This is a genomic window from Hydrogenophaga sp. LT287 (genome assembly GCF_055702805.1).
In genome coordinates, this window is sequence record NZ_JBVPZC010000017.1 from 44,093 (window position 1) to 56,754 (window position 12,662).

Annotated in this window: 13 protein-coding genes; 4 read left to right on the top strand and 9 right to left on the bottom strand. The window is 64.7% G+C overall.

Translation table 11 applies throughout. The annotated features are described in order from the left end of the window. Positions 1–28: 28 nt before the first annotated feature. Positions 29–1,048 carry an amidohydrolase family protein gene (locus AC0GNR_RS13220; RefSeq protein WP_472901412.1) on the bottom strand — a complete coding sequence of 340 codons (1,020 nt, stop codon included), beginning with the start codon at positions 1,046–1,048 and terminating at the stop codon, positions 29–31. A gap of 139 nt (positions 1,049–1,187) precedes the next feature. On the opposite strand from AC0GNR_RS13220, the gene AC0GNR_RS13225 reads away from it, so the two are divergent. Further along, positions 1,188–2,300 (top strand): aldo/keto reductase, encoded by a 1,113-nt coding sequence (locus AC0GNR_RS13225; protein WP_472901413.1) that lies wholly within the window; start codon positions 1,188–1,190, stop codon positions 2,298–2,300. A gap of 15 nt (positions 2,301–2,315) precedes the next feature. Here the strand turns inward: AC0GNR_RS13225 and AC0GNR_RS13230 are convergent, their stop codons facing one another. The 5 genes from AC0GNR_RS13230 to AC0GNR_RS13250 are packed head-to-tail and all read right to left on the bottom strand — an operon-like array spanning position 2,316 to position 7,865. Then, positions 2,316–3,083 carry an SDR family NAD(P)-dependent oxidoreductase gene (locus AC0GNR_RS13230; RefSeq protein WP_304834773.1) on the bottom strand — a complete coding sequence of 256 codons (768 nt, stop codon included), beginning with the start codon at positions 3,081–3,083 and terminating at the stop codon, positions 2,316–2,318. Positions 3,084–3,106: 23 nt separating this feature from the next. Beyond that, positions 3,107–4,735 carry an AMP-binding protein gene (locus tag AC0GNR_RS13235; protein ID WP_472901414.1) on the bottom strand — a complete coding sequence of 543 codons (1,629 nt, stop codon included), beginning with the start codon at positions 4,733–4,735 and terminating at the stop codon, positions 3,107–3,109. Next, a complete protein-coding gene (locus tag AC0GNR_RS13240; protein WP_472901415.1) occupies positions 4,732–5,781 on the bottom strand; it encodes a phosphotransferase family protein in 1,050 nt (349 codons plus the stop codon). Before AC0GNR_RS13240 ends, AC0GNR_RS13235 begins: the two co-directional genes overlap by 4 nt. Continuing rightward, a complete protein-coding gene (locus AC0GNR_RS13245; protein ID WP_472901416.1) occupies positions 5,778–7,061 on the bottom strand; it encodes an acyl-CoA dehydrogenase family protein in 1,284 nt (427 codons plus the stop codon). The genes AC0GNR_RS13240 and AC0GNR_RS13245 overlap by 4 nt, the downstream gene beginning before the upstream one ends. Positions 7,062–7,115: 54 nt before the next feature. Continuing rightward, positions 7,116–7,865: an SDR family NAD(P)-dependent oxidoreductase gene (locus AC0GNR_RS13250; protein ID WP_472901417.1), complete on the bottom strand. Its 750-nt coding sequence runs from the start codon at positions 7,863–7,865 to the stop codon at positions 7,116–7,118. A gap of 98 nt (positions 7,866–7,963) precedes the next feature. Here AC0GNR_RS13250 and AC0GNR_RS13255 point away from each other — a divergent pair, with 98 nt between their 5' ends. Continuing rightward, complete coding sequence (locus tag AC0GNR_RS13255; RefSeq protein WP_472901418.1) at positions 7,964–8,596, top strand: TetR/AcrR family transcriptional regulator; 633 nt, start codon at positions 7,964–7,966, stop codon at positions 8,594–8,596. A 34-nt stretch (positions 8,597–8,630) separates the two neighbouring features. Here AC0GNR_RS13255 and AC0GNR_RS13260 read toward each other — a convergent pair whose 3' ends face one another. The 3 genes from AC0GNR_RS13260 to AC0GNR_RS13270 all read right to left on the bottom strand — a co-directional run bounded on the left by AC0GNR_RS13260 (position 8,631) and on the right by AC0GNR_RS13270 (position 10,923). Next, complete coding sequence (locus AC0GNR_RS13260; RefSeq protein WP_472901419.1) at positions 8,631–9,641, bottom strand: fumarylacetoacetate hydrolase family protein; 1,011 nt, start codon at positions 9,639–9,641, stop codon at positions 8,631–8,633. A 62-nt stretch (positions 9,642–9,703) separates the two neighbouring features. After that, positions 9,704–10,228 carry a bacteriohemerythrin gene (locus AC0GNR_RS13265; protein WP_472901433.1) on the bottom strand — a complete coding sequence of 175 codons (525 nt, stop codon included), beginning with the start codon at positions 10,226–10,228 and terminating at the stop codon, positions 9,704–9,706. Continuing rightward, on the bottom strand, positions 10,228–10,923 hold the full coding sequence (locus AC0GNR_RS13270; RefSeq protein WP_472901420.1) for an SDR family oxidoreductase: 696 nt from the start codon (positions 10,921–10,923) through the stop codon (positions 10,228–10,230). Before AC0GNR_RS13270 ends, AC0GNR_RS13265 begins: the two co-directional genes overlap by 1 nt. A gap of 138 nt (positions 10,924–11,061) precedes the next feature. On the opposite strand from AC0GNR_RS13270, the gene AC0GNR_RS13275 reads away from it, so the two are divergent. Next, on the top strand, positions 11,062–11,460 hold the full coding sequence (locus AC0GNR_RS13275; protein WP_472901421.1) for a Zn-ribbon domain-containing OB-fold protein: 399 nt from the start codon (positions 11,062–11,064) through the stop codon (positions 11,458–11,460). Then, positions 11,457–12,650: a thiolase family protein gene (locus tag AC0GNR_RS13280; RefSeq protein ID WP_472901422.1), complete on the top strand. Its 1,194-nt coding sequence runs from the start codon at positions 11,457–11,459 to the stop codon at positions 12,648–12,650. The genes AC0GNR_RS13275 and AC0GNR_RS13280 overlap by 4 nt, the downstream gene beginning before the upstream one ends. Positions 12,651–12,662 lie beyond the last annotated feature (12 nt).

The window sequence follows — 12,662 nt, forward strand, 5'->3', positions numbered from 1 at the left end:
ACCTGGCGCCGGCTGAGGACAAAGCCTGTTACCCCGCGACGGGGGCGTCGAGTTTCAGCAGACGGCACGCATTCCCGCTGCGGATCTTGGCCACGTCGGCGTCCGACAGGCCGAGCCCGGCGGTCAGGTCGCCGTTGTCGTAGGCACCGCCAAAGTTGGTGCCGTAAAGGACCTGGTCAGCGCCCACCACCTCCACCACAGCGCGACGCAGGGCCGGGTGGTGCACATCCAGGTCGAACCAGAAACTGGGCAGGTAATCCATGAACGGGCGTTTGTTGCGGGCGTCGGGTGCCATCGACTTGTTCAGCTCGGCCAGACGACCGAGCTGGAACACCGACATGCCCCCGGCGTGGTTGATGTAGGTTTTCAGCGTGGGGAAAACGTCCAGTGCACCACCACAGATCAGGTACCAGAAAAACAGGGTCTCATCGACGCAGTCGCCCACGATCGAGGTGGTTTCAAAGCGGTCTTCCGCGTGCTTGTCGCCCCACCACACAGACTGGTTGTAGCCATGCACCATCAGCGGAACGTCCAGCCGGGTGGCGGCTTCCCAGACGGGGAACAGTTCCTCGCTATAGGCCTGCAAGCCCTTGAAGTTGGCGCCGCCCACACAAACCCCCTTGGCCCCGAGTTGCGTCACGGCGCGCTCGATCTCGCGCGCGGCTTCAGCGGGCTCGGCCAGGTTGGCGTGGGCCCAGAAGGCAAAGTGCGCCGGGTCATGGGCGCAATAGGCGGACATCTCTTCGTTGCAGATGCGCGCGTACTCGCTGCCGAAGTCGTCCGCCCAGTACATGAACGCATGCGACGGGGTGGACACCACGATCTGGTCCACGCCCCGCTGTGCCATCAACTCACGGCGCGAGGCGTGCGTCATCTTCGCCAACAGGTTCGCTTCCGCCTCTTCATCGCTGGCCGCCTTGGATTTCTGTTTTGTACCCAGCGAAAAGTCTCCGACGGTGAAACCCTGCATCTTCATGAACGGCCCCCAGAAGGCATGGCGATTGAGCATTCCGGGGGTGATCAGGTGGGCGTGGGCGTCGATCAGCATGATTTGAAACAGTGGGAAGAGACGAGGAAAGGGCCCTCGAACGGCCACCCGTACTTGACATGAGCAGGGATCGAACAGTCTAATGATTGAACACTTTTTGTCAATCTGTATTAATACAAAACAAGATCAGGAGCATCCGATGACACCCACCCCGTACCACCTGCTGGGCCGCACCGGTTTGCGCGTCTCGCGCCTTGCGCTGGGCACCATGACGTTTGGCACCGAAAACGGCTGGGGTTGCGACCGGGCGACCGCGCGCTCGATGTTCGACACCTACCTGGCCTCGGGTGGCAATTTCATCGACACCGCCGACATCTACACCCAAGGGACCGCCGAAACCTGGCTGGGCGAGCTCATGGCCGAAACGGGCACGCGTGATCGCGTGGTCCTGGCCACCAAATACAGCTTCAACCACCAGAACCCGCAAGGCAACCCGAACGCTGCCGGCAACGGCCGCAAGAACCTGATGCGCTCCATCGAAGCCTCGCTGACGCGGCTGAAAACAGACCACGTGGATCTTTACTACCTGCATGCGTGGGATGGCATCACGCCGGCAGAGGAGGTGCTTCGCAGCATGGACGACCTGGTGCGGGCCGGAAAGATCCGCCACTGGGCGCTCTCGGACGTGCCCGCCTGGTACGCCGCCCGCATCACCACCCTGGCTCAGGGTCACGGCCTCGAAGGGCCATGCGCCGTGCAGCTGGAGTATTCGCTGGTGCAGCGCGGCATCGAATACGAGTTTCCGGCCATGTGCCAGGAGCTGGGGCTCGGGCTGGTGGCCTGGAGCCCCTTGGGCGGAGGGCTGTTGTCCGGAAAGTACCTTCCCAACGTCGAGGCGCAGGCCCAACAGGCTGGCCGCATCAAGACCACCGCTGCGGTGGCGACGCCTGCGTTGAACAAGCTGACACCCCGCAACTGGGAGATCGTTGCAGCGCTGGAGTCCGTCGCCAAGGCCTTGGGGCAACCCATGGCACGGGTGGCCATCAACTGGCTGTCGGGTCGCCCTGCCCTCAGTTCGGTGATTCTCGGCGCCACCCGGCTGGAACAACTGGAAGACGGCTTGCGCGCCCTGGACTTTGAATTGCCGCCCGAACTGCGCGACCGGCTGGACCAGGTGGGTGCTCTGCCGGCGCTGTTCCCGTACAACTTCCTGGGTGCCGTGCAGCCGCGCCTGCATGGCGGTGCCAGCGTGTCGGTGCGCCCCCCGCACTTTGATCAGCCCCCCGCAGCCCGCAGCGGCGGCTGGCGCTGATGCGCCTTCTCCCGATCAGCGAACCATCAGGGTACCGCCGTCCACGGCGAAGGTCTGCCCCGTCATGAAGCGCGCGCCCGGAGAAGCCAGAAAGGCCAGCACGGGCACCAGGTCGCGCTCCATGTCGCCCAGCTGGCCCCCCAGCGGAATCACCCTGGCCATCATGGCGTCGTGCGCGGTCAGTTGTTCCGGGCTCATTTCGGCGCGGGTCTTGTCGTACATCGGTGTCCAGATGGCCGGGGCGATCGCGTTCACGCGGATGTTGTAGGGCGCCCATTCCTGCGCCACCGTGCGGGTCCAGGCCAGCACGGCCCCTTTGGCGGCCGAATACGCCGATTTGTTGGGCAGGCCCAGCGCACCGGCTGCGGACGCAAAGTTGATGATGCTGCCGCCGTGTTCCCGCAGGTGGGGGAACACAGCCCGGTTCATCAGGAAAGTGCCGGTAGCGTTGACCGCGAAGACCTTCTCCCACAGCGCCAGGCTGGTGTCTTGCGCTGGCGAGGACGGCGCGATGCCGGCGGCGTGGATCAGCACATCCAGGCCACCCAGACCGGCGCAGGCAGCGTCCACGGCTTGCGCCACTGAGGCCTCGTCGGCCACATCGACCTCGATGAAACCCCGGGCGCCCGCGGCCGTGGCAATGGCTTCACCGCTGGTGCGGTTCAGGTCCAGGGACACCACCCGTGCGCCCATGGTCGTGAGCGAACGCACCAGGCCTTCGCCCATGCCACTGGCCCCTCCGGTGATGAGGATGCGGCGACCGGTCAATTCAGAAACAGACATGGGGGTTTCCTTGAACGTGAGCTTCAGCGCTGCACTTTGATGCTGGACTTTTCGATGTCCCAGGTGGCGGGTGTCACGCCTTCGTCGCGCAGCTGGTACTTCAGCACCCGCCCTTGCGGGTTGACCGGCAGCCCCGACCGGAACTCGATGTAGCGGGGCACAGCGTAGTAAGGCACCCGGTCCACCAGCCAGCGGCACAAGGCTTCCTCGGTGAGTTGGGCGTGCGCCACCAGCATGGCGGTGACCTTGAGATCGTCCTCGCCCAGGTTCGACCGCACGGCATGCACCGCGACCTGCTCGACATCGGGGTGCAGCAAGATCGCCGACTCCATTTCGAAGCTGGAGATGTTCTCCCCGCGTCGGCGCAGGTAGTCCTTCTTTCGGTCCACAAAATAGAAGAACCCGGCCTCGTCGAACTTGCCAATGTCGCCCGTGTGGAACCACATGTTCCCCATCACCTTCTGCGTGTCCTCGGCGCGGCGCCAGTAGCCCTTGAACATGATGTCGGGGTGCAGGGGGCGACACACCACCTCACCGGCCTGACCCGGCGGCAGCGGATTGTCTTGGTCGTCAAAGATGCGCACATCAAACTCGGGCGCACAGCGTCCCGACGAACCCGGCGGCACCGGTTCACCTGCGGGCACCGATGTGATCAGTGCCTCCGTCAATCCATAAGCGTTGGATCCGATCTGGCGTGCACCGAAACGCGTGCGCCAGATGGCCTTGATTTCCTCTGGGAACGGATTGCCCTTGACCGTGTGGATCTGGCCAAAGCAGCGTTGCATGGCGTCGTTGTCCGGCGCCTGAGCAAGCAGCGTGCCGAGCGCGCCCAGGATCGACACCACGGTGGCGCTCGAGGCCTCCACGGCGGGCCAGAAGCCGCTGACCGAAAACCTTGGGGCGATCGAGATCGTCGCGCCGACCAGCAACGTGGACACCACGCCGGTCGCGATCGCGTTCATGTGGTACAGCGGCAGCGGGGTCCAGAGCACATCGTCCGGGCCGAACGGCGCCGCCCGCAAGAGCAGGCGGGCCACGTGGCACATCTGGTTGCCACTGATCATGCAGCCCTTGGACGGGCCGGTGGTGCCGGAGGTGTAGATCAGGGCGTTGAGCGCTGCAGGGTCGGGCAGCTCGGCTATGGGCGCGGCATCAAACCCCCGGTGCTCGTCCAGGTGTTCGATCGCAAAGCCAACGGATGGACGGACTTCCAGCGTTCCGCGAACCAGCGCGCGCTTGACGTTGCCGATGTGCTCCGAGACCTCGAACAGGCGCGGCGCATAGACCGCGTCACACACGACGATCTCGGCCCCCGAGTCCACCACCTGGTGGCGCAGGAACTCGCCCTTGAGCGCGGTGTTCAGCGGCACGCTCACGGCACCCAGCTTGTTGAGCGCGATCCAGAGCACCACCGCGTCGAGGTGGTTGTCGAACAAGGAGGTGACCGTGGCGCCGGTCTTCACCCCCAATGCCCTCAGCGCATGGGCCATTCGGTTGGTGAGCGCGTCGAACTCGGCGTAGGTGGTGGTTTCCCCGCTGAAATCGAACAGCACTTTGTGCGGGTGCGCGGCCACGGCGCGCGCCAGGGCCGCGACCGGGGTGTCGCGGTTCCCAGTGGTCCACCCCGGTGTGTTGTCCATGGGTGTGTTCATTCGGTCCACCTCGCTGCACGTTGCAGCAGATTGACGGCGTTGTGGTGAAAGCGTTGGCCCAGCGCCTGATCGGCCTGGCCCGCGCAAGTCCTCGCAAAGGTGCCTTCCAGCAACAGGCCCAGCTTGTAGCAGGCCAACACGCCGTACCAACGCGCCTGAGACACATCGGCTCCGGTGCGCTCGGCGTAACAGTCCACCAGCTCGACCGCCGTGGGGAACCCCGACCAGGGCTCGATTTCGATGGGCGATCCGGGGTCGTCCGCGCCCTGCCCCCGCCAGGTGGCCATCAGCCACCCGAGGTCGATCATCGGGTCACCCACCGTGCTCAGTTCCCAATCGACGATGGCGGCCAGCGCCGAACTGTCTGGACGGAACAGCACGTTCTTGATGTGGTAATCGCCGTGCAGGATGCCGGGCGTGAAACCTTTGGGCATGTGTTGCTCCAGCCAGCGCCCTACAGCTTCCACCTGCGGCAGCCCGTTGGCGCCTGGCCAGCCCTCGTAGCGGGCATAGCTCTCCAGCTGGGTCCGCCAGCGGCCGACCTGGCGCTCCAGAAAACCATCGAGATGGCCCAGGTCGGAAAGACCCGCAGCCACAGGGTCCACACGTCGCAGCGCGGCCAACCCGTCGATCAGAGCGAACCCCATGGCGCGCCGCATCGCGGGCTGGCTGGCGTGAGGCTCGGGCATGCCCATGCCCACGTTGAAGCCCTCCACGGGCTCCATGAGGTAAAACGCGCCGCCCAGCACCGCATCGTCGTCGCAGGCCGCGATAAGGCGGGCATGGGGCACGTCGGTGCCGGCCAGCGCCGCCAGGATCCGGGCTTCACGACGCATGGTTTCACTGCCGTTGGCGTAGGCCGTGCCCGCCGCCTTGCGCAAGACGAACGCCCGACCACCACAGCGGAAACGCACGATCAGGTTCTGGGTGCCGCCGGCCAGCAGGGTGGGGGCTTCCACCTCCCCATCGGCCAGACCCTGCACCCGCAGCCAGTGATTCAGGCGCAGAAAGTCAATGGACGCGAGCCTCTCCTGTGCATCGCTCATGGCAGATCGGCCTCCAGCATGTCGGCATACCGATCTCTGGCCGCCTGTGCGCGCTGCGGCAGGTGGTAGTCGGGAAAGGGGCTGTCGTCGGGCACAACATGCCTCGTGAGTTGTTCTGCCACCGTCACCTTGTGCACCTCGGTTGGGCCGTCCGCCAGACCCAGGAAGTACGACTCGGTGATCCAGTGCATGAACGGCATTTCATCGGACAAGCCCAGCGAACCGTGCACCTGCAGCGCGTGGCTGGCGATGTCGTGCAACACCTTGGGCATGGCGGCTTTCACCGCCGCGATGTCCTTGCGAACCATTCGATAGTCCTGGTGCTTGTCGATCAGCCAAGCCGTGCGCATGACCAGCAACCGGAACTGTTCGAGCTGGATCCACGAGTCCGCGATGCGCTCCTGCACCATCTGTTTCTGTGACAGCAGCGAGCCTTTGGTGCTGCGGGAGACGGCCCGCCGCAGCATGTAGTCCAGCGCTTTTTTGGCCTTGGCGATGGTGCGCATGGCATGGTGAATGCGCCCGCCCCCGAGCCGGGTTTGCGCCACCAGAAAACCCTGGCCCCGCTGGCCCAGGATGTGGTCGGCCGGCACACGGACCTGATGGAAACGCACGTACGCGTGGGTCTTGGTCCCGGTGCCGTAGCCGCAGTCGCGCACGATCTCGATGCCGGGGGTTTCTGCGGGCACGATGAACGCCGAGATGCGCTGGTGAGGCGCGGCATCGGGCTCGCTCTGCGCCATCACGATGAAGAACTCCGCCAGGCTGGCGTTGGACGCGAACCATTTTTCGCCCTCGATCACCCAATGATCGCCCTCCAGCACCGCACGGGTGCGGATCTCCAGCGGGTCGGCGCCGCCTTGCGGCTCGGTCATGGAGAAGCAGGACACGATGTGGTTGTCCAACAAAGGCTGCAGGTAGCGGACTTTCTGGTCGGGGGTCCCGAAGTGCGCCAGGATTTCGGCGTTGCCGGTGTCGGGCGCCTGGCAGCCAAAAACGATGGGGCCGAACCGGGCGGCGCCCAGAATCTCGTTCATCAGCGCCAACTGTACCTGGCCGTAGCCCTGCCCGCCCAGTTCCTTGCCCAGGTGACAGGCCCACAAACCCTGGGCCTTGACCCGCTGCTGCAGCGGCCGGATCAAGCGCACGTTGTCGGGGTGCTTGACGTCGTAGTGGTTGCCCAGCACGAATTCCAGCGGATCCACCTCCTCGCGCACGAAGGTGGTGATCCAGTCCAGTTTGGCCTGAAAAGCAGGTTCGGTCTCGAAATCCCAGCCCATGGTGATGCCTCGTCTTTGAAGTTCGTGAAGGAGAGTGAGTGGCGCCCAAGTCCGTCAGGACAGGCCTTTGCCGCCATCCGCCAGGATGGTTTGCCCCACCACGTACGACGCGAGGGGCGAGGCCAGGAAGAGCACCGGGCCTGCGATGTCCTGTGGCGTGCCAAAGCGGCCGGCCGGGATGCCACGCAGCACCTTGGCGGCCCGATCGGGGTCGTCAAAGGTGACCCCGGTGAGCTTGGACGGCACCAGGCCGGGGGCCACGCCGTTGACACGGATGCCGTCCCGGGCCCATGCCTCACCCAGGGATTTGGTGAGCGAGATGGCACCCGCCTTCGAAGCCGCATAGGCCGGATTGCCGATGCGGGCCGCAAAGCCCGCCAGCGAGCTGATGATGATCAGCGCCCCCCGGCGCTGCTTGAGCATGCCGTGGAACTTGTGTGCGCAATCCATCAGGCTGTTGAGATTGACATCCACCACGTTGCGGAACCCTTCGGGCTCGAACTCGTCCCGCCCGTACCGAACAATGCCCTGGCACAGCACCAGCACGTCCAGCGCATCAAAACCGGGCTGCAGGGCGGCAACGGCAGCGCTGTTCGCCACATCGCATTGCGCGTAGTGCAACCCCTCCAGGTTGGAGCCCTTTTCTGCCGCGTAGTCCACCGCGCTGGCACGCGTGCCCCACACGTGCACGTCGGCACCGCGCCCCCGGAATGCCTGGGCGATGCCATTGCCGATGCCGCTGGAGCCCCCCACCACCAGCACGCGGCGCTGGTCGAAATTGAGTTCTTGCAAGGTGTCCTCCATGGTGTCCAGTAGGATGAATGCCTGCCCTCGGGCATTTAGGTCATCATGTTAAAGCAAATGACCTAATTCATGCAACCCCCAAAGAAAAGAAGCCATCCATGAGCGGAAACGACACCCGTGAGCACATCAAACTCTCGGCCAGACGGCTGTTTGCCCGGCGCGGTATCGACGGCGTGACCGTGCGGGAAATCGTGGCCGCGAGCGAGCAAAAGAACTCCGGGTCGCTGCACTACTACTTCCGGACCAAGGACGCCCTCGTCCGTGAACTGATCGTCGACACCGCAAAACTGATCGACGACCGGCGCAACGCCGCACTGGACCAGATGGAGGCCGAGGGTGGGCCCAGGCACCTGCGCCAGGTCCTGGAAGTGCTGGTGTTTCCCTCGATCAACCTGGGCGAGGCCAACGGCGAGGAAGACACCTACCTGCGCTTCATCAGCCTGCTCGCGCTGCAGAACCGGGGGCTGCTCAACGAGGTGCTGGAGGGCGGCCTGAACACGGGCTACCAGCGTTGCCTGGCGCACATCCGGCAGCTGGTCACGGCCGTCCCTGCGGCGGTGCTGGAACAGCGCCTGGTGTTCATGAGCATTTCATTGCGCGCCATCCTGGCGGCCCGTGAGGCGAGCCTGGAACGCACCGAAACCACCCATGCGTTCTGGTCGGCCGAGGGCACGTTAAGCAACCTGCTCACGGCGCTCGAAGGCATGTTGTGCGCCGCCTCCCCTTCATGACGACGGCGCCCAGTACCCGCGAGCGGCCCCTTCCTCAGAGCTGGGGGATGGGCTGGGTGGATGGCTGGGTGATGCGCGTGCGCAGCAGGCCAATGCCTTCGACCTCCAGCTCCACCATGTCACCGGGCTTGAGGTAACGCATCTGCTCCAGGCCGCAGCCATTGCCCACCGTGCCCGACCCGAAGAACTCGCCCGGGTACAGGGTTTCGGAGCGCGAAATGTGCGCGATCACGTCCTCGAACTTCCAGTACATGTCGCGTGAGTTGCCGCGCCCCCATTCCTCGCCATTGACGCGGGCGACCATGCTCAGGTTGTAGGGATCGGGCAGTTCATCGACCGTCACGAGACAGGGGCCCATCACGTTGCCGGTGTCAAAGTCCTTGCCCTTGGCCGGCCCGAGCATGCCGCCCATTTCCACGGCCTGCGCATCGCGCGCGCTGATGTCGTTGAAGATCGTGTAGCCAAAAATGAACTCGCGCGCTTTCTCTTTGGGCACGTCCTTGGCCCGCGCACCCATGTAGAAACCGAACTCGAGTTCAAAGTCCAGCAGCTTGCTGTAGCTGGGCCAGACCACATCGTCGTCCGCGCCGATGGTCGCGAAGCGGTTGCACTTGTAGTAGATGGGCTGGCGCTGAAAGGTCTCGATCACGCGATCGTCGGCGCGTGTGTTCATGGCCTTCAGCGTGGCTTCTGGGTCCGGTGTGCGCGCCGCGCGGGCCCGCCGCGCGGCCGCGAAGCTCTGGCGCAGGTGCAGCTCGAAACACGAGGCATCGCGCATCTGTGGCGGGGGTTGAATGGGCGCCAGGATCTTGACCTCGCTCCGCTGCCGAACCGCCACGCTGGGCGCGCGCGCGATCAAGCCTCGCGCCAGCTCGGAAGCCGCAGGCCCCGCTTCGATCAGCGACAGCACGCTGGCCAGCGCATCGGCGCTGCCGCCGTGCACGGCCTGTGCGGCCTGCCGCAAATCCAGCACCGCCTGATCGCTCTCGATGAATGCGCCGGCGCGGGCCGCTTCACCTGGTGTCTGAAATGTCACAAGTCTCATAGCGTGTCTCTTTGGGGAAAGTGGAAACCAGGGTCAACAGCGAACCTGGCGTGAGCGAGGATTCAATCGGCCTCGGGCGGAACCGGTGCGTCAGCGGGGTCCATCCGCCGGCGAAGCACCACGGGTTTCCCACCATGACTGCGTTTGATCAGCCACTGGGAGAGAGAGGCATCCATGTAATCCGCGTGTCCGGGAAACCAGTCCGCGAGCGCACGGGCGAGATCGCGAGCCACCTGCCGGGACCCTCCGTTGCGCAGCATCTCCTGTACCTCATGCACGGAGTTGAGGACCGCGGTGTGCTCGTCCACGTGGCACTGCGCGGCAGGAAATGCGGTGCTGTCCATCCAGCGCCTTTCCTGTTCGAAATGCTCGACGGCATGTGCCTCGAAAGCGGCCAGGCATTCAGCGAGGTCGGCATCTTCTGCCAATTGAAGAGCTGCCACGCACTCGACAAATTCGCGGTGGGTGTCGTCCATGCCGTTGTGCCCGAGCAGGTAGCGGTCGGACCATGTCATGGTGCTGCCGCCCGTCGATCCGGCGGCCGTGGATGAAGAAGACTCGGAAAACACGTTCAGGTTGTCCATCATCAAACCCGACCCGCCACAGGGATGCAGGCACCGGTGACAGCACTGGCGTCGTCCGACAACAAAAATGCGATGACTGCAGCCAGCGAGCGTGGTGGCACCCAGCGCGTGGCGTCTGCGTCGGGCATGTCGGCCCGGTTGGCGGGGGTATCCAGAATGCTCGGCAGAACCGCGTTCACACGCACACCGCGGTCTTTCAGTTCTTCGGCCAGTGCTTCGGTCAGCCGGGCGACGCCCGCCTTGGACGCCGCATAGGCACCCATGCCCGCACCCGCCTTTTGAGCGGCCAGAGCCCCCACGTTGATGATGCCCGACCCGCCCGCCTTCACCAGACGGGGCAAGGCCTCACGGCACGCCACCACGGTGCTGCGCAGGTTCATCGCGTAGAGTGCGTCCCAGGACTCCAGGCTCCCGGTTTCCAGCGTTTCCCAGCGGAAACCACCGGCCACGTTCACCAGACCGTCGAAGCCATTGAGCCGCTCACCAGCCTGGTCGAACGCAGACCGTGTGGCGTCCGGGTCGGTCAGATCAACGCCACCGATCACAGCAGCCATTCCGGGTACATCGTGAGCTGGGGCACGATCGAGCAGGACCACGCGCGCGCCGTGCTCGGCGAGCACGGCCCCGACCGCGCGGCCCAGCACGCCCAGGCCACCGGTCACAACAATATGGCGGTTCGCCAAAGAAAGTTCAGTCATAAGTGCGGGTAGTTGGTGTAAACCAGTAGTTAGACATATTGACGTAATCTGTTCAGCTATTAAACTCGTTCGAACCCTCCACGTCAATTCGTGGTGACCCTGACCACACCCGCTGTCTGCTTCACACACCACCTGTCCATGCCACGAAAACTGCCCCAGATCACCAGCGATTCGTCGGCCTTCTGGCAGGGCGGGGAATCTGGTCGGCTGATGATCCATCGCTGCGGCGCCTGCAGGCGCTTCTTCCATCCACCCGCACCGATGTGCCCACGCTGCGGCTCGATGGAGGTGGCCCCGGAGCCCACAAGTGGTCGCGGCCACGTGGCCACGTTCACCGTGAATCACCAGGCCTGGAAACCCGAGCTGACCGAACATTACGTCGTCGCCATCATCGAGCTCGATGATCAGCCCGGCTTGCGCCTGCTCAGCAATGTGGTGGGGATGCCGCCCGAACAGGTGCGGATCGACATGCCGGTTCAAGTGCGCTTTGAGCAGCACGAAGACGTCTGGCTTCCCCTGTTCGAGAAAGCCGAATGATGTTCGATCACCTGTACGAAAAGAACGTGGCGATTGCGGGGGTGGGCCAGTCCGAGGTGGCGCGCCCCTCCGACAAATCCGCCATGCGCCTGACCCTGGACGCTTGCCTGGAAGCCATTGCCGACGCTGGGCTCACCCGGGAGGACATCGATGGCGTGGCCTGCTGGCCGGGCGACAACAACAACGGCAACAGTTTTTCACCCGTCGGACCCAATGCCCTGATCGGCACCATGGGGCTCAAGGTCAACTGGTATGGCGGAGGCTATGAAGGACCAGGACCCTTGGCCGGCGTGATCAACGGCGCGATGGCGATTGCCGCAGGCCTGTGCCGCCATGTGCTGGTGTTTCGCACGATCACCGAAGCGAGCGCCCGGAGGGTCGACAAGAACGCCAATGCCTTGAGCAACAAGACCGCCGGCCGTGACAGCAGCTTCTTCTGGCAGTGGTACACCCCCTACGAAGTGCATTCGGCCATCAATCTGATGGCGATGTACGCACAGCGGCACTTCCACGAATACGGGACCACCGAGGAGCAACTGGCCCAGATCGCCCTGACCTGTCGCGCCAATGCCGTGGTCAACCCGAAAGCCGTGTACCGCACGCCCATGACGATGGACGACTACATGGCGTCGCGCATGATCTCGACGCCGCTGCGCATGTTGGATTGCGACGTGCACTGTGACGGGGCTACCGCGATCGTGCTCTCGCGCATGGATGCGGCGCGCGATGGGCCCAATCCCCCCATCCGTCTGGAGGCGATCGGATCGGCCCTGCACCAGCCCTGGTCCTGGGACCAGATTTCCCTGACCGGTGGGGCCAGCATCGACGCCGCCCACATGATGTGGCAACGAACCGACCTCAAACCCGCCGATGTGGGCAGTGCCCAGCTGTACGACGGTTTCTCCATCCTCACCCTGCTGTGGCTGGAAGCCCTGGGACTGTGCCCGGTGGGTGAAAGTGGTCGCTTTGTCGAAGGCGGTGCGCGCATCGCCCGCGACGGCGTGCTGCCGATCAACACCAACGGTGGCCAGCTCTCGGGCGGCAGGACCCACGGCCTGGGCTATGTGCATGAAGCCTGTACCCAACTCTGGGGCCGCGCCGGGCTGCGCCAGATCGCACCGCATCGGGTCGCGATCGCGGCAGCCGGTGGAGGACCGCTCGCCGGTTCACTGCTGCTCGTGCGCGAGTGATCCGCTCGTACC